The organism is Pseudomonas sp. LAIL14HWK12:I1 (genome assembly GCF_003202095.1).
In the GTDB taxonomy this organism is placed as follows: Bacteria; Pseudomonadota; Gammaproteobacteria; order Pseudomonadales; family Pseudomonadaceae; genus Aquipseudomonas; species Aquipseudomonas monteilii.
The window spans coordinates 754,620-771,265 of record NZ_QJKG01000002.1 but is presented as its reverse complement, the minus strand read 5'-3'; the positions used below and the strand labels follow the sequence as shown (position 1 = coordinate 771,265).

Below are 16,646 nucleotides of genomic sequence, written 5' to 3'. Positions count from 1 at the left end.
CGTCACCTGACCTGCAATTCTGGATCTGTGCATGCTCTTCCGTCTTCTCCCCCGTTGGGAAACCCGCCAGCTGATCGCGGCCTCCAGCTTCATCCTGCTTGTGGCCTGCGCGGAAAAACCCACCGCCGCCGACGCACTGCCGCTGGCCCCTGCGCAACCCGCTCCCGTGGTAACCGTGCCCGGCGCGACGCCTGACGTCAGCACTGAAATCCAGCCTCTGCAAACCTTCGCCCAGTGGCAGGCCGGCTTCCGCCAACAGGCCCTGCAAGCCGGGATTTCACCCAGCACCTTCGACCGCGCGTTCCTCGGCGTCACCCCTGACATGGACGTGATCAAGGCCGACCGTAGCCAGCCGGAGTTCACACGCCCGGTATGGGAATACCTCGAAGGCGCCCTGTCGCCCCTGCGCGTGCGCAACGGCAAGAAGCTGCTGGAGCAGAATGCCGAGCTGCTGACACGTATCGAACAACGCTATGGCGTGGACCGCCAGGTGCTGGTCGCGGTGTGGGGCATGGAAAGCAACTTCGGTCAGTTCCAGGGCAACAAGTCGGTGATCCGCTCACTGGCCACCCTGGCCTACGAAGGCCGCCGCCCACAGTTCGCCCAAGACCAGCTGATCGCTGCGCTGCAAATCATCCAGCATGGTGATATCGAGCCTGAAGCCATGCGCGGCTCGTGGGCCGGCGCCATGGGCCAGACCCAGTTCATCCCGACCACCTACAACACCCATGCCGTGGACTTCGACGGCGATGGCCGCCGCGATATCTGGAACAGCAAACCGGATGCCCTGGCTTCGACCGCGCACTACCTGCAGAGCTCGGGCTGGAAACGTGGCCAACCGTGGGGCTTCGAGGTACAGGTGCCGGCTGGTTTCGATTTCTGGCAAGCTGATGGCGCGCTGCGCAAACCGGTGAGCGAATGGCTGGCGATGGGCGTGAAACTGCCTGCAGGCACGCAACTGCCCGCCAACAGCAACCAGTTGTCTGCAGCCCTGCTGCTGCCGGCGGGTGCGCGTGGGCCGGCGTTCCTGGTGCTGGACAACTTCCGCGCCATCCTCAAGTACAACAACTCGTCGTCCTACGCGCTGGCGGTGAGCTTGCTGGGGGATCGCTTCAGCGGCTGGGGCTTCATTGCCGGCAGCTGGCCGAAGGAAGACCTGCCGCTGAGCCGCAGCGAGCGTATGGAATTGCAGAACCTGCTGAACAGCAACGGGCATGAGGCCGGAAATGCTGATGGCATTATCGGCGCCAATACCCGCAAGGCCATTCGCAATGCCCAGCAGGGGCTGGGGTGGCCGGCGGATGGGTATCCGACCCACAAGCTGCTGGAAAGCCTGCGCCAACAGTGAGATTGCCGGGGGGGGCGTTGCGCCCCCCGGCAATCTCAAGCCTTGAACAGGTCCTGTTCCAGCACCAATACCTGCCGATCACTGTCCAGCCTCACCCGAGCCCCCAGCGGCAAGCACACGTTCGGGTCACAATGCCCACTGCGCCACCCCGCCAGCACCGGTATCCCCAGAGGCGCAAAGGTTTCCACCAACAACGGTGCAAGCGCCGCCGTGGTAATCCCGGCAAAATCCCCCACCAGCACGCCCTTGACCCCTTCCAGCTTGCCTGCCAGGCGCAACTGGGTCAGCAACCGGTCCACCCGATACAACGGCTCGTTGACGTCCTCGATAAACAAAATGCAGCCCTGCGTATCCAGCTCGGCCAGCGTCCCCATGGTCGCACCCAGCATCGACAGGTTGCCGCCCAGCAGCGGACCACTGGCCACACCTGCCAATACACTGCTCAAGGCATAGTCCGTCGGGTGCACGATCTGCTCGCCTGCCCGCACATGCCCAGCCAGCTGCGCCAGCAACGACGATTCAGTTGGAGGCAACTTCGCCCCCAGAAGGTCGGCATTGAGCATCCCACCATGGAAGGTAACCAGCCCGCTATGCCGATAGATCGCAGCGTGCAGCGCGGTAATGTCGCTGTAGCCGATCAACGGCTTGGGGTTGCGCCGAATCAGGTCAAAGTCGAGCCGGTCGAGCAGGCGCATGCTACCGTAACCACCGCGCATGCACAGGATGGCGTCGATGGCCGGATCGGCAAAGGCATCGTGCAAGTCTTGCAAGCGCTGCTGGTCCGAGCCTGCCAGGTAGCCCTGGGCCTGGTGTACACCGGGGTAAAGGCGGCAGCTGTAGCCACGGTCGGCAAACCACTGGCTGACCTTGTGCGTATCCAGCCGCGCCGCGCCTGCCGGGGCGACAATGGCAAAGCAGGCGTTAGCCGGCAACGCGGCTGGCAGGCTCGGTAGTAAGGTTTCGGCGCAGTTCATTGCGGCTCCTTGCAGCGCTTGGTACACAAACAAAAATGCCGATGCCGCCCTTCGGCGTGCATCGGCATGCGTGCCTCGGACCAGGCTCAGAGCTTGATCTTGGCTTCGTGGGCCTGCTGGTCAGCGTGGTACGAAGAACGCACCAGCGGGCCGGAGGCGACGTTCTTGAAGCCCATCTTGTAACCTTCCTCGGCGAACCAGGCGAAGGTGTCCGGGTGCACGAAACGCTGCACTGGCAGGTGGCTGCGCGACGGCTGCAGGTACTGGCCGAGGGTGAGCATGTCGATGTCATGCTCGCGCATGCGGTGCATCACTTCGATCACTTCCTCGTCGGTCTCGCCCAAGCCGAGCATCAGGCCCGACTTGGTAGGTACATGCGGGACCATCTGCTTGAACTTCTGCAGCAGGTCCAGCGACCAGTCGTAGTCCGAGCCCGGGCGCGCGGCCTTGTACAGGCGCGGTACGGTTTCGAGGTTGTGGTTGAACACATCTGGCGGCTCTTGCGCGGTGATTTCCAGCGCGACGTCCATACGGCCACGGTAGTCCGGCACCAGGGTTTCCAGCTGCACGCCCGGCGACAGCGCGCGGATCTCGCGGATGCAGTCGGCAAAGTGCTGGGCACCACCGTCACGCAGGTCGTCGCGGTCCACCGAGGTGATCACCACGTACTTCAGGCGCAGGTCGGCAATGGCGACCGCCAGGTTTTTCGGCTCGTCCAGGTCCAGCGGCTTCGGCCGGCCGTGGCCCACGTCACAGAACGGGCAACGACGGGTGCAGATGTCACCCATGATCATGAAGGTGGCGGTACCACCGGAGAAGCACTCGCCCAGGTTCGGGCAGGAAGCCTCTTCACACACGCTGTGCAGCTTGTGCTTGCGCAGCAGTTGCTTGATACGGTCTACCTCGGGCGATACCGGAATACGCACGCGAATCCAGTCAGGCTTTTTCGGCAGCTCTTCGGTGGGGATGATCTTCACCGGGATGCGCGCCACCTTTTCGGCGCCACGCAGTTTTACCCCAGCTTCCACCTTCTTCGGCGCTGGGCGCGGGGTGACATCCTGGGTGGGTATCAGGTTCGGCACGGCTTCTTGCACAGTTGTCATATTCAGTCGATTCCGCCCGTGAGGGTCGTCTGCTCAGCGTAGTCGAGGTGCTTGACCAGCTGTCCGCGCAGCCTTGTCCTGACCTCGTCGAGTTCGATCGGACCTGCCAGGTCGCGCAGCTGGGTCATCGCCAGCCCCGCATAGCCGCAGGGGTTGATTCGGCGGAATGGCGCAAGGTCCATGTCCACGTTCAGGGCAAGGCCGTGGAACGAACGGCCGTTGCGAATTCGCAGGCCGAGGGAGGCGATTTTCGCTCCATCGACATAGACGCCCGGGGCGTCGGGCTTGGCAGAAGCCTGCACGTCGTAACTGGCGAGCAGGTCGACCAGCGTCTGCTCGATACGGCTGACCAGCTCGCGCACGCCAAAGCCCAGCCGGCGCACATCCAGCAGTAGGTAGGCCACCAACTGCCCGGGGCCATGGTAGGTCACCTGGCCGCCGCGGTCGGTCTGCACCACCGGGATGTCGCCCGGCACCAGCAGGTGCTCGGCCTTGCCAGCCTGGCCCTGGGTGAAGACCGCGGGATGCTCGACCAGCCAGATTTCATCCTGGCTGTCCGGGGTGCGCTGCTCGGTGAAGCGACGCATGGCCTCCAGCACCGGTTCGTAGGGCTGCAGGCCGAGCTCGCGAAAACCGAGGCAGGCGGACATCAAAGCACCATTTTCACGATGCCGGTAGCGCGCAGGGCGCTGTTGATATCGTGCAGCTGGTTCTCGCTTTCGGCAACGATGTGCAATTGCACGGTGGTGTACTTGCCTTCCTTGCTCTGGCGCTCGGCCAGGGTGGAGAGGTCGACTTTGGCGTGCTTGCTGAGGATTTCGATCACGGTGTCCTTGAAGCCGACAACGGTATCGCCGATTACCTTGATCGGGTAATCGTCGCAAGGGAATTCGATTTTATGCGACTTGACGTCTGGTTCGCTCATGGCGGAAACGGCCTCGTAAGCCGTGGCAACAACAATGCCCCCGCGAGATACGCGGGGGCATGCAGGTCACGTATCAGTTGAACAACCCGTAGAAGAATAGACGGATGCTATCCCACATACGGCGGAAGAAACCACCTTCCTCGACGCCATCGAGGGCGATCAGGTCGGCACTGTGAACCACTTTCTCGTCCAGTTTGACTTCCACTTTGCCGATCACGTCACCTTTGGCGATGGGTGCGGTGAGCTGCGGGTTCATGGTCATCGAAGCCTGCAGGCGCTTCAATTGGCCTTTAGGCATAGTCATGGTCAGGTCGTCGGCCAGGCCAGCCTTGATCTGGCCGGTGGCGCCCTTCCAGACAGGAGCCTGGGTCAGCTCGGTGCCCTTCTGATAGAAGGTCTGGGTTTCGAAGAAGCGGAAGCCATAGGTCAGCAGCTTCTGGGTTTCGGCAGCACGCGATTGCTCGCTGTTGGTACCGAACACCACGGCGATCAGGCGCTGGCCGTCGCGAACGGCCGAAGCCACCATGCAGTAGCCAGCTTCGTCGGTGTGGCCGGTTTTCAGGCCATCGACGGTCTTGTCACGCCACAACAGCAGGTTGCGGTTCGGCTGCTTGATGTTGTTCCAGAAGAATTCCTTCTGCGAATAGATGGCGTAGTGGGCCGGGTCGACGGTGATGATCGCACGGGCCAGGGTGGCCATGTCGTGCGCAGACGAATAGTGGTCCGGGTGCGGCAGGCCGGTCGGGTTCATGAAGTGGCTGTTGGTCATGCCCAGGTCGGCAGCCGTCTTGTTCATCATGTCGGCGAAGGCATCTTCGCTGCCGGCGATGTGCTCGGCCAGGGCGACCGAAGCGTCGTTGCCGGACTGGATGATGATGCCGTGCAGCAGGTCGCTGACGGTCACCTGGCTGCCCACCTTGATGAACATGCGCGAACCGCCAGTACGCCAGGCGTTTTCGCTGACGGTGACCGGGTCGTTTTCACCGATCTGGCCACGGCGGATGTCCAGGGTGGCGATGTAGGCGGTCATCAGCTTGGTCAGGCTGGCCGGCGGCAGGCGCTCGTCACCGTTGTTCTCGACCAGCACGTTGCCGCTGGACGCGTCCATGAGTACGTAGGACTTGGCTGCCAATTGAGGTGGTGCCGGCGTCATCTGCTCAGCCGCGAAGGCGGCAGGCGTGATCATCAGCAGTACAGGCAGGCAAAGTCGTTTGGCAAGGTTGGTGATGTTCATCCGTCTCTCGAAAATCGCTAATGGTCTGAGATGTTCCCTGGGCAAGATCGTGTGCCCAGCGCCAGTCAGTCTAGTTTTTTGGCCGTCGGCCTGGCCCACGAACGTGCGGCTTTATGTCGCTGCGGGCAAAAGCCGTCATTGTACATGGGCGCGCCCGGCAATTCATGACAAAACCGACAGTTTGGTTGCGGCCACGCTGATGGCCGCCCCATATAAACGGTCAGTCTGCTGTGACCAGCTTGGCCTGCCCCAAGTTCGCCAGGCGGATGCTGTCTTGTGCCTGCTGGATCTCGCCCTGGCTGCCAATCGGCCCCAGGCGTACGCGGTGCAGGGTCTGCTGGTTACGCACGATCGAGCTGATGAACACCGGCGCATTGACCATGGTGCTGAGCTTGGAGCGCAGCAGCTCGGCTGCGTCCGGGTTGGCAAAGGCGCCTACCTGCAGGAAGCTGCCGCCGTTGCCCGCCGGCACGTTGTTGCCCCCCACCTGCACCGGCACCACCGGCGCTGCGTGCTGCTGAGGCGGCGGGGTCCATTGCTCGACACGCCCGGTGTTGGCCGGGATCGCCTGGGTCTGGGCTACCTGCGGTTCTTTGAGCACCATCGGCGGCGTCTGGCCACGCTGGGCCCACCACTGCTGCGGGTCGATACCCTCGACGCGCACATGCGCGGTGCCGATCTCGGCGTAACCCAGCTTTTTCGCAGCCGCATAGGACAGGTCGATAATACGGTCGGAATAGAACGGGCCACGGTCGTTCACACGCAGGATTACGCTGCGACCGTTGGCCAGGTTGGTCACCCGCACATAGGCCGGCAGCGGCAGCGTCTTGTGCGCTGCGCTCATGCCGTACAGGTCATACAGCTCGCCGTTGGCGGTGTTCTGCCCATGGAACTTGGTGCCATACCACGACGCGGTGCCCTCGGCGCGGTAGTTGCGCGAGTCCTGCATCGGGTAATAGGTCTTGCCCAGCACCGTGTACGGGTTGGCCTTGTAGTTGCCCGTATGCACGGTCGGCGTGGCATCGGGGATCTTGTTCACATCCACGTCCCACCACGGCGCGCCGTCCTTGTGTGCCCGGTTGATGTCCAGGCCTGGCTGACTGCGCACGACGTTGCCACTGCTTTGCTGGGCCGGGCGGTTGGAGGAGCAACTGGCCAGCACCACGCCAACGGCGAGGCAGGTGAGCAGCTTGAAAGAATTGGCAGAGATGATTGCGCGCATTACTTGACGCCCCGTACTTGAACCAGCTGTTCCGCAAGCTGATGCACCGCCATGGCATACATCACGCTGCGGTTGTAACGCGTGATCGCGTAGAAGTTCTTCAGGCCCACCCAGTACTCGGGGCCATTGTCACCCTCAAGGCGGAAAGCGGTAACCGGCAGATCATCGCGCAGCGAATCATGAACCGACCAGCCGAGCGTGCGCAACTCCCCGACGGTTTTCACAGGCTCGATGCCTGTGGTCAGGCCTTCGTCGGCGCGCGCGCCATCCACCCAGGCGCGGCTGACCACGCCCCCACCGGCCACCCAGCCATGGCGCTTGAAGTAGCTGGCGACGCTGCCAATGGCATCGTCCGGGTTGTTCCAGATGTTGATGTGGCCATCGCCGTCGAAGTCCACCGCAAAGTTGCGGAAGCTGCTCGGCATGAACTGCGGCAGGCCCATGGCGCCGGCGTAGGAGCCTTTGAGCGTGAGCGGGTCGAGCTGTTCATCGCGGGCCAGCAACAGGAATTCGCGCAGTTCCTTGCGGAAGAATTCAGCCCGAGGCGGGTAGTCGAAGCCCAGGGTCGACAGGGCATCGATCACCCGGTAGTTGCCGGTGTTGCGGCCGAAGAACGTTTCCACACCGATGATGGCGACGATGTACTGTGCCGGCACGCCGTATTCCTGCTCGGCACGGGCCAATACCGCCTCGTGCTGGCGCCAGAAGTCCACACCACGGGCGATGCGCGCGTCGGTGAGGAACATCGGCCGGTAGTCCTTCCACGGCTTGACCCGTTCGGCCGGGCGCGAGATAGCGTCGAGGATCGACTGCTTTCGCTGCACGTCAGCGAACACGCCCATCAGCTGCTCAGGGGCAAAGCCATAGTCGCGGCTCATTTCGCCGACAAACTGGGCCACCTGCGGCGAGCCTTGGTAATCACCGGCGTGGGCCAGCTGTACAGCGCCGAACAGGCCCACCGCGCCGATCCACGGCGCACAACGGGCAGCCCAGTTACGCACTGCTTGCATGAAATTCTTCACCTTATTCAAACCTGTGCGATCCATTTGCGGTGCGTGTGGATCGACATCAGAACGCCAAACGCTGACAGCAGCGTCACCAACGATGTTCCGCCATAGCTGATAAACGGCAGCGGCACGCCCACCACGGGGAGAAGGCCGCTGACCATTCCGATATTGACGAACACGTATACAAAAAAGGTCATGGTCAGGCTGCCCGCGAGCAGCTTGCCGAACAGGGTCTGCGCCTGGGCTGTGATCATCAGGCCACGGCCGATCAGCAACAGATAGACAATCAGCAACAGGCAGATGCCGACCAGGCCGAATTCCTCGCCCAGTACGGCGATGATGAAGTCGGTGTGGCTTTCGGGCAAAAAGTCCAGGTGCGATTGGGTACCGAGCAGCCAGCCCTTGCCGAACACTCCGCCCGAACCGATTGCGGCCTTGGACTGGATGATGTTCCAGCCCGTGCCCAACGGGTCGCTCTCCGGGTCGAGGAAGGTCAGTACCCGCTGCTTCTGGTAGTCGTGCATCACGAAGAACCACATCGCCACCGCCACCGGCACTGCCGCTGCCAGCACGCTGAGGATCCAGCGCCAGCGCAGGCCGCCCATGAACAGCACGAAGGCACCGGAGGCAAGGATGAGCAGCGCGGTGCCCAGGTCGGGCTGGCGTACGATCAATATGAACGGCACGCCAATCAGCACAAGGCTGATGGCCACGTGCTTCAAATGCGGTGGCAAGGTGCGTTTGGACAGGTACCAGGCGATGGTCGCCGGCATGATGATTTTCATGAATTCCGAGGGCTGGAAGCGGATCACCCCGGGGATATTGATCCAGCGCGTGGCCCCCATGGCGTTGTGGCCCATCACGTCCACCACCACCAGCAACAGCACACCGGTCAGGTAGGCCAGCGGCACCCAACGGGCCATGAAGCGTGGCTCGAGCTGGGCGATGACGAACATCGACACCAGGCCGATGCCGAACGAGGTGGCCTGCTTGAGCAGCAAGTCCCAGTTCTTGCCACTGGCCGAATACAGTACGAACAGGCTGCCGGCCGCAAGGGTGAGCAGAATGACCAGCAAGGGGCCGTCGACATGAATGCGCTGCAGAAAGCTGGCGCGCCGACGCATCACATCCTCGCTGGAGAGCATGCGATCGAAATTGTTCATCACAGGGCCGATTCCTGGGTCACGGTGGCAGGCGCGAACTCGGGCTTGAGCCGGCCGTTTTCGTCGAGCAGCCAGGCGTCCATGATCTGGCGTACCACGGGGGCAGCAACACCAGAGCCGGACTCACCGTTCTCGACCATCACCGAGACCACGATCTTCGGGTCATCGGCCGGGGCAAAGGCGACGAACAGGGCGTGGTCGCGGTGGCGCTCCTGAAGTTTGTTGCGGTCGTACTTCTCACCCTGCTTGATCGCCACCACCTGGGCGGTACCGCTCTTGCCGGCAATGCGGTACTGGGCGCCAGCAGCCGCCTTGCGTGCGGTACCACGGGCGTTGTGCATCACCTGCTCCATGCCGTGGGTGACCTTGGCCCAGTCGGACTTGTCACGCAGCACGATGTTGTCCATGGGGTTTTCGTCCACCGGCGGCTGGCCTTCGATGGTCTTGGCCAGGTGCGGGCGGTTCCACACGCCCTTGTTGGCGATCAATGCGGTGGCCTGGGCCAGTTGCAGTGGCGTGGCCTGCATGTAGCCTTGGCCGATGCCGAGAATCAGGGTTTCACCCGGGAACCAGGCCTGGCGGCGCGTGGCACGCTTCCATTCACGCGATGGCATCAACCCGGCGGACTCCTCGAACATGTCGAGGGAAACCCGCTGGCCGATGCCGAACTTGTTCATGTAGCTGGACAACCGATCGATGCCCATCTTGTGCGCAAGGTCATAGAAGTAGGTGTCGTTGGAACGCATGATCGCGGTGTCCAGATCGACCCAGCCATCGCCGGAGCGGTTCCAGTTACGGTATTTGTGGTCATAGTTGGGCAACTGGTAGTAGCCCGGGTCGAACACCCGGCTGCTGGCGTTGACCACGCCACTGTCCAGGCCGGCAATCGCCACGGCCGGCTTGATGGTCGAACCCGGCGGGTACAGGCCACGCAGCACGCGGTTGAACAGCGGCCGGTCTATCGAGTCGCGCAGTTCGGCATAGGCCTTGAAGCTGATGCCCGTCACGAACAGGTTGGGGTCGAAACTTGGCTGACTGACCATCGCCAGCACCTCGCCAGTACGCGGGTCGAGCGCCACCACTGCGCCACGTCGCCCGCCCAGCGCGGCTTCGGCGGCTTCCTGCAGCTTGATGTCCAGGCTCAGCACGATGTCCTTGCCAGGTTTCGGGTCGGTGCGCTTGAGCACTCGCAGCACACGGCCACGGGCGTTGGTCTCGACTTCCTCGTAGCCGACCTGGCCGTGCAAGGCGTCTTCGTAAAAGCGCTCGATGCCGGTCTTGCCGATATGGTGGGTGCCGCTGTAGTTCACCGGGTCGAGGGTTTTCAGCTCTTTCTCGTTGATGCGCCCCACATAACCCACCGAATGGGCGAAATGCGCCCCCTGCGGATAATGCCGCACCAGCTGAGCAACCACTTCCACACCTGGCAGGCGGAACTGGTTTACTGCCACCCGGGCGATCTGCTCTTCATTCAGCTCGAACAGGATCGGCACGGGCTCGAAAGGCCTACGGCCCTGACGCATGCGCTTCTCGAACAGCGCCCGGTCGTCGGCAGTCAGCTCCAGCACTTCGACGATAGTATCCAGCACTTCTTGCCAGTTACCTGCACGTTCGCGGGTCATCGACAGGCTGAAGCTGGGCCGGTTGTCGGCAACGATCACCCCGTTGCGGTCGAAAATCAGCCCGCGAGTCGGCGGAATCGGCTGCACATGCACCCGGTTGTTCTCCGACAGCGTCGAGTGGTAGTCGTACTGGATGATCTGCAGGTAATACAGCCGCGCGATCAGCACACAAATAAGCAGCATGATCGCCACCGCGCCAACCACGACGCGGTTGCGCACCAGGCGGGCGTCTTTCTCGTGGTCCTTGAGACGGATCGGCTGCGACATCGGACTGCTTACAGACTCATTTGTGGTAAGGGTGCCCGGACAACACGGTCCAGGCGCGGTAGATCTGCTCGCCGATGAGTATCCTTACCAACGGGTGCGGCAGGGTCAGCGGCGACAACGACCAACGTTGCTCGGCGCGCGCACAGACCTCAGGCGCAAGGCCTTCCGGGCCCCCCACCATCAAATTCACCGTGCGCGCATCCAGGCGCCAGCGGTCCAGCTCGGTCGCCAGCTGCTCGGTACTCCAGGGCTTGCCATGGACCTCGAGGGTGACAATGCGTTCCCCAGGCTGCACCTTGCTCAGCATGGCTTCGCCCTCCTGACGGATCAGGCGGGCGACGTCGGCATTCTTGCCACGGGTGTTCAGCGGGATTTCCACCAGCTCCAGCGACAGCTCGGCAGGCAGGCGCTTGGCATATTCATGCCAGCCTTCCTCGACCCACTTCGGCATGCGCGAGCCGACCGCGATCAGGCGCAAACGCACAGCGCTGCCCTTATTCGCGGTCTTTGAGCTTGTCGGAGTACTCGTGAGCGTGGTCCGGGCTGTGGTGCTTGCCATCGGCAGCACGGCTTTGCTCGGCACCCTGCCACAGGCGCTCCAGGTCGTAGAACTGGCGGGCAGCGGCAGTCATCATGTGCACGATGACGTCGTTCAGGTCCAGCAGCACCCAGTCGCTGTCGCCCTTGCCTTCTTCACCCAGTGGTTGGGCGCCCTTGGCCTTCACGGCTTCGCGGACCTTTTCCAGCATCGCGTTGATCTGGCGGTTGGAGGTACCGGTGGCAATGATCATGTAGTCGGTCAGGCTGTGCTTTTCGCGCACGTCGATGACCTGGATGTCCTGGGCCTTGACGTCTTCCAGCGCTGCCTTGGTCAGGGCGACCAGTTCTTCGCCGTAAATTTTCTGCTTGGTCATATAAAACTCGTTCAACTCGTTGGATGAGGCGCCAGAGGCACCGTCAGTTGGGCGCACGATACAGTTCGTGCGCCTCGATGTAGGCCAGTACGGCGTCCGGCACCAGGAACCTCACCGATTTGCCGCTGGCCAGCAGCTGTCGGATCTGTGTAGCCGACACCGCAAGCGGCGTCTGCCAGACGAACGAAATATTTCCCGCCGGGCCGGACATGGCGGCAGGATCGCTCTCCGAGCGCGCAGCCAGCAGGTTGCGCAGCTCGTCAGGGGGTTCTACGTCGGCATCCGGGCGTTGCAGCACCAGGATGTGACAGTGTTGCAGCAATTCTTCCCAGCGATGCCAGGTAGGGAGGCCACAGAAGGCATCCCAGCCCAGCACCAGGAACAGCTGGTCGTTGTCGGCCAGTTCGGCGCGGATCGACTCCAGCGTTTCGATGGTGTACGACGGTTTGTCACGTTCCAGCTCGCGGGCATCGACGCTCAGGCAGGCAACGCCTTGCACCGCTTCACGAACCATCGCCAGGCGATCCTCGGCGGCCACCTGCGGGGTGTCGCGGTGCGGCGGCCGGGCGTTGGGCAGCAGGCGCAACTCATCCAGCCCCATGAACTCGGCCACTTCCAGCGCGCTGCGCAGGTGGCCGATGTGCACGGGGTCGAAGGTGCCGCCTAGAATGCCGATGCGCCGGACTGCCTGGGCCTTGCTCAACTCAGCACGACCCCTGGCCGCGCAACTGGCCATCGCCGATGACCACGTACTTCTCGCAGGTCAGGCCTTCCAGGCCGACCGGGCCACGGGCATGCAGCTTGTCGGTGGAAATGCCGATTTCCGCACCCAGGCCGTACTCGAAGCCGTCAGCAAAGCACGTCGGGGTGTTGAGCATAACCGACGCCGAGTCGACTTCAGCCATGAACTGGCGAGCTTCGCCCTGGTGTTCGCTGATGATCGAGTCGGTGTGGTGCGAGCCATAGTGGTTGATGTGCTCGATGGCCTGGTCCAGGCCGTCCACGATGCGGATCGACAGGATCGCGTCCAGGTACTCGGTGTGCCAGTCGTCTTCGCTGGCAGGCTTGGCCTCGATCAGCGCACGGGTACGCTCGCAGCCACGCAGCTCCACGCCCTTCTCCTGGAAGCGGCGGGCCATTTCCGGCAGGAAGCGCTCGGCCACCTGCTGGTCGACCAGCAAGGTTTCCATGGCGCCACAGATGCCATAGCGGTAGGTCTTGGCGTTGAAGGCCACGTTCCAGGCCTTGTCCAGGTCGGCATGCTGGCTGACGTAGACGTGGCAGATACCGTCCAAGTGCTTGATGACCGGCACCCGGGCATCGCGGCTGATGCGTTCGATCAAGCCACGGCCGCCGCGCGGCACGATGACGTCGACGAACTGCGGCATGCTGATCAGCGCGCCCACGGCTTCGCGGTCAGTGGTTTCGACCACCTGAACCACGGCGGCCGGCAGGCCGGCTTCAGCAAGGCCACGCTGAATGCAGGTGGCGATGGCGCGGTTGGAATGGATGGCTTCGGAGCCGCCGCGCAGGATGGTCGCGTTACCCGACTTCAGGCACAGGCTGGCGGCATCGATGGTCACGTTCGGGCGCGATTCGTAGATGATCCCGATCACCCCCAGCGGTGTGCGCATCTTGCCGACCTGAATGCCCGATGGGCGGTAGCTCATGTCGCGAATCGCACCGACCGGGTCCGGCAGGCTGGCCACCTGGCGCAGGCCGGTGATCATGCTGTCGATGCGTGCCGGGGTCAGCGCCAGGCGGTCGAGCAGCGCCGGCTCCAGGCCATTGGCGCGGCCGGCGGCCAGGTCCAGCTCGTTGGCGGCCGTCAGCTCGGCACGGGCAGCATCCAGCGCATCGGCGGAGGCTTGCAGGGCGCGGTTCTTCTGCGCGGTGCTGGCACGGCCGATCACCCGGGAAGCCTCACGGGCAGCGCGACCCAGGCGGGTCATATAGTCAAGAGCGGACTCAGTCATGGGTTCGGTGTCTTGGCGAAGGGGAAATCGGCTGATTATAACTGCCGCGCAGGTGTACGCCCAGCGGCGGGTGGCGGATGGTAGAAAATGGTAGTTCGTCTCACGATTATCTGCGCCTGTGAAATCGAGCGCCGCGCGGGCGGCGCTCGATTTCAACGACAACGAATACACCACGGCGAGCACACCGAAGCCCCACCAATGAAACATACAGATACCATTCAATCGCGCCCCTGGTTCAGCCTCGATTAAGCCATTCATTGCTATCATCCCGCCTCCCCAGCCACGAACCGCCCGCATGCCAGCCCTGCCCGACAGCTTTTTCGACCGCGATGCCCAGACCCTGGCCAAAGCCCTGCTAGGCAAGGTTATCCGCCATCGCCACGGCGACCTGTGGCTTGCCGCGCGCATCATCGAGACCGAGGCCTACTACCTCACCGACAAAGGCAGCCACGCCTCGCTCGGCTACACCGAAAAGCGCAAGGCGCTATTCCTGGATGGTGGTCACATCTACATGTACTACGCCCGCGGCGGAGACTCGCTGAACTTCAGCGCCCACGGGCCGGGCAACGCGGTGCTGATCAAGTCCGCCTATCCTTGGCAGGATGCCCTTTCAGGCCCCAACAGCCTGGCGCAAATGCAACTGAACAACCCCGATGCCAGTGGCAAGCTGCGCCCGGATGAGCGCCTGTGCGCGGGCCAGACCCTGCTATGCCGGGCCCTGGGCCTGAAAGTGCCGCACTGGGATGCCCAGCGCTTCGACGCCGAGCGGCTGTATGTGGACGATTGCGGCAACGCCGTACCACGGGTCATCCAGACCGCGCGCCTGGGCATCCCGCACGGGCGCGACGAACACCTGCCCTACCGTTTCGTCGACGCCGACTATGCCCGCTTCTGCACGCGGAACCCGTTACGTCGCGGCCAAGTCGAAGGCCGTGACTTCTTCATTCTCGAACAAGGAAGCTGAACATGGGCCAATGGCTCGACAGCCTGACCGGCTGGCTCAGCGCCAACCCGCAGTGGCTTGGCCTGGCGATTTTCCTGGTGGCCTGCATCGAATGCCTGGCCATCGCCGGCATCATCGTGCCGGGCACCGTGCTGCTGTTCGCCGTTGCGGTACTGGCCGGCAGTGGCACCTTCAGCCTGGGTGAAACCTTGCTGCTGGGCTTCCTTGGCGGCCTTTTGGGTGATGCGCTGTCGTACACGGTGGGCAAGTACTTTCACCAGAACATCCGCCGTCTGCCCTTACTACGGCACCACCCGGAATGGATTGGCAGCGCCGAGACCTACTTCCAGCGTTATGGCATTGCCAGCCTGCTGGTAGGCCGCTTCATCGGCCCTCTGCGGCCGATGCTGCCGATGGTGGCCGGCATGTTCGACATGCCTCTGCCGCGCTTCATCGCCGTCAGCCTGGTGGCCGGTGCTGGCTGGTCGGTCGCCTACCTGCTGCCCGGCTGGGCCACTGGCGCAGCCATGCGCCTGCCGCTGCCGGAAGGCTTCTGGCTGGATGCGGGCATCATCGCCGGCACCCTGGCCGTACTGATTGGCCTTAGCCTCAACAGCAGCCTGCGTGACCAGCGCCACGGCACCCGGCTGGTTGCCGGCCTCAGTTTCATCGCCCTGGCCGGGATATTTATCGGTTGGCCTTACCTGCATGAGTTCGATCAGGGCGTGATGACACTGGTGCAGGAGCACCGCAGCCAGGCCATCGATGGCAGCGTGGTGCTGGTGACCCGGCTGGGCGATTTTCGTACCCAGCTGTTCCTCGGCGGGCTGCTGACAGGCCTGTTGCTGCTTGCCCGGCAGTGGCGACACGCCATGTTCGCTGCCGGCGCCCTGATGAGCACGGCGATTGCCAACGGCACACTCAAATGGCTGTTCGCCCGGGCACGGCCGGAAGTGCTGACCGACCCGCTGACCAGCTACAGCATGCCCAGCGGGCACAGTTCGGCGTCGTTTGCGTTCTTTCTGGTGATGGCCGTGCTGGCGGGGCGTGGGCAGCCGCCGCGGATGCGCCTGACTTGGGTGATGCTGGGTTGCATTCCGGCCCTGGCGATTGCCCTGTCGCGGGTTTACCTGGGGGCTCACTGGCCGACAGACATTCTGGCCGGAGCACTGCTGGCGTGTTGCGTGTGTGCGCTTAGCCTGACCCTGGTGCAACGGCGCCAGGCACTGCCAGCCTTGCCGCAGCGGGCGTGGTGGCTGGTGTTGCCGGCCTGCGTGGCGCTGCTGGCGTTCTTTGCCATGCATGCGCTGCCGCAGGCTTTGCTTCGATACCAATATTGATGTAGCCAGTACCCTCAGGCAAACAGCTCGCCCTGAATCCGCTCCAGCAGCTTCTGGATCTCCCCCAGCCGCTGCTGCGGTGAATCCAGGGTCAACAAGTCCAGCTTGTCCTCTTCCATGAATGGCAGCAGGTACGCCAGCTGATTGGACAGCGCCTGACGCCCGTCCACTGGCCTCGGCATGTCCAGCGCTTCGACCATCGGGTGCTCACCCAACGCCACCAGCAACGCCAGCAGGTCGTCGTCCGCCTCCAGCAACGGGCTGTCCGCCTGCTCCGGCAACCACTGCACCTGCCCCACCAGCAACTGGTCTTTCTGCACTTCGGTGCTGTCGAGGTTAAAGCGCCGAACGCCTTCAACCCGGATACCCAGCAACCCGTTGTCCTGCTGCACGAAGTCGCGGATGACCGCCTCACAGCCAATCGAGGCGACCATCGGCGGCGCTTTGCCAACCTGCTCGCCCTCAAGGATGCACACCACACCAAAACCTTCGCCCTGCTTCATGCAGCGGCTTATCATGTCCAGGTAGCGCGCCTCGAAAATCTGCAAGTCGAGAAAGCAGCCAGGAAACAGCACGGTATTGAGCGGAAACAGCGGTAGCGTCATGAC

17 protein-coding genes are annotated in these 16,646 nt (G+C 63.3%); 3 read left to right on the top strand and 14 right to left on the bottom strand.

Annotated elements, in window-relative coordinates:
- The first annotated feature begins 31 nt into the window (after nt 1–31).
- Entirely contained in the window at nt 32–1,348 is a 1,317-nt protein-coding gene (locus D906_RS08460) for a lytic murein transglycosylase (RefSeq protein WP_027610062.1), read from the top strand.
- Nucleotides 1,349–1,383: 35 nt separating this feature from the next.
- Here D906_RS08460 and D906_RS08455 read toward each other — a convergent pair whose 3' ends face one another.
- From D906_RS08455 to D906_RS08395, 13 genes are all read right to left on the bottom strand, one after another.
- On the bottom strand, nt 1,384–2,322 hold the full coding sequence (locus D906_RS08455) for an LD-carboxypeptidase (RefSeq protein WP_025754322.1): 939 nt from the start codon (nt 2,320–2,322) through the stop codon (nt 1,384–1,386).
- An 86-nt stretch (nt 2,323–2,408) separates the two neighbouring features.
- A complete protein-coding gene (lipA, locus tag D906_RS08450) occupies nt 2,409–3,425 on the bottom strand; it encodes a lipoyl synthase (protein ID WP_016712182.1) in 1,017 nt (338 codons plus the stop codon).
- Between the two features lie 2 nt (nt 3,426–3,427).
- Nucleotides 3,428–4,075: a lipoyl(octanoyl) transferase LipB gene (lipB, locus tag D906_RS08445; protein ID WP_019098023.1), complete on the bottom strand. Its 648-nt coding sequence runs from the start codon at nt 4,073–4,075 to the stop codon at nt 3,428–3,430.
- Entirely contained in the window at nt 4,075–4,350 is a 276-nt protein-coding gene (locus D906_RS08440; protein ID WP_003249736.1) for a DUF493 domain-containing protein, read from the bottom strand. Before D906_RS08440 ends, lipB begins: the two co-directional genes overlap by 1 nt.
- Nucleotides 4,351–4,423: 73 nt before the next feature.
- On the bottom strand, nt 4,424–5,584 hold the full coding sequence (locus D906_RS08435; protein ID WP_016712184.1) for a D-alanyl-D-alanine carboxypeptidase family protein: 1,161 nt from the start codon (nt 5,582–5,584) through the stop codon (nt 4,424–4,426).
- Nucleotides 5,585–5,804: 220 nt separating this feature from the next.
- Nucleotides 5,805–6,806, bottom strand: a complete 1,002-nt coding sequence (locus D906_RS08430; protein ID WP_016712185.1) for a septal ring lytic transglycosylase RlpA family protein — start codon at nt 6,804–6,806, stop codon at nt 5,805–5,807.
- A complete protein-coding gene (gene mltB / locus D906_RS08425; RefSeq protein ID WP_025754323.1) occupies nt 6,806–7,816 on the bottom strand; it encodes a lytic murein transglycosylase B in 1,011 nt (336 codons plus the stop codon). The genes D906_RS08430 and mltB overlap by 1 nt, the downstream gene beginning before the upstream one ends.
- A gap of 17 nt (nt 7,817–7,833) precedes the next feature.
- Complete coding sequence (gene rodA, locus D906_RS08420; RefSeq protein WP_042131952.1) at nt 7,834–8,937, bottom strand: rod shape-determining protein RodA; 1,104 nt, start codon at nt 8,935–8,937, stop codon at nt 7,834–7,836.
- Between the two features lie 38 nt (nt 8,938–8,975).
- The gene (gene mrdA / locus D906_RS08415; protein WP_016712188.1) at nt 8,976–10,865 is read right to left on the bottom strand and encodes a penicillin-binding protein 2; all 1,890 of its coding nucleotides are present in this window, start codon (nt 10,863–10,865) and stop codon (nt 8,976–8,978) included.
- A gap of 16 nt (nt 10,866–10,881) precedes the next feature.
- Nucleotides 10,882–11,349: a 23S rRNA (pseudouridine(1915)-N(3))-methyltransferase RlmH gene (rlmH, locus tag D906_RS08410; RefSeq protein WP_003249722.1), complete on the bottom strand. Its 468-nt coding sequence runs from the start codon at nt 11,347–11,349 to the stop codon at nt 10,882–10,884.
- A 10-nt stretch (nt 11,350–11,359) separates the two neighbouring features.
- Nucleotides 11,360–11,779 (bottom strand): ribosome silencing factor, encoded by a 420-nt coding sequence (rsfS, locus tag D906_RS08405; protein ID WP_016712189.1) that lies wholly within the window; start codon nt 11,777–11,779, stop codon nt 11,360–11,362.
- A 43-nt stretch (nt 11,780–11,822) separates the two neighbouring features.
- Nucleotides 11,823–12,515: a nicotinate-nucleotide adenylyltransferase gene (nadD, locus tag D906_RS08400; RefSeq protein WP_019098025.1), complete on the bottom strand. Its 693-nt coding sequence runs from the start codon at nt 12,513–12,515 to the stop codon at nt 11,823–11,825.
- Nucleotides 12,484–13,755 carry a glutamate-5-semialdehyde dehydrogenase gene (locus tag D906_RS08395; protein WP_027614881.1) on the bottom strand — a complete coding sequence of 424 codons (1,272 nt, stop codon included), beginning with the start codon at nt 13,753–13,755 and terminating at the stop codon, nt 12,484–12,486. The genes nadD and D906_RS08395 overlap by 32 nt, the downstream gene beginning before the upstream one ends.
- Nucleotides 13,756–14,050: 295 nt before the next feature.
- Here D906_RS08395 and D906_RS08390 point away from each other — a divergent pair, with 295 nt between their 5' ends.
- Nucleotides 14,051–14,719, top strand: a complete 669-nt coding sequence (locus tag D906_RS08390; RefSeq protein WP_019099047.1) for a DNA-3-methyladenine glycosylase — start codon at nt 14,051–14,053, stop codon at nt 14,717–14,719.
- 2 nt (nt 14,720–14,721) lie between these two features.
- Nucleotides 14,722–16,038 (top strand): bifunctional DedA family/phosphatase PAP2 family protein, encoded by a 1,317-nt coding sequence (locus tag D906_RS08385; RefSeq protein ID WP_025754327.1) that lies wholly within the window; start codon nt 14,722–14,724, stop codon nt 16,036–16,038.
- Nucleotides 16,039–16,052: 14 nt separating this feature from the next.
- Here D906_RS08385 and D906_RS08380 read toward each other — a convergent pair whose 3' ends face one another.
- Nucleotides 16,053–16,643 carry an LON peptidase substrate-binding domain-containing protein gene (locus tag D906_RS08380; RefSeq protein ID WP_016712194.1) on the bottom strand — a complete coding sequence of 197 codons (591 nt, stop codon included), beginning with the start codon at nt 16,641–16,643 and terminating at the stop codon, nt 16,053–16,055.
- Nucleotides 16,644–16,646 lie beyond the last annotated feature (3 nt).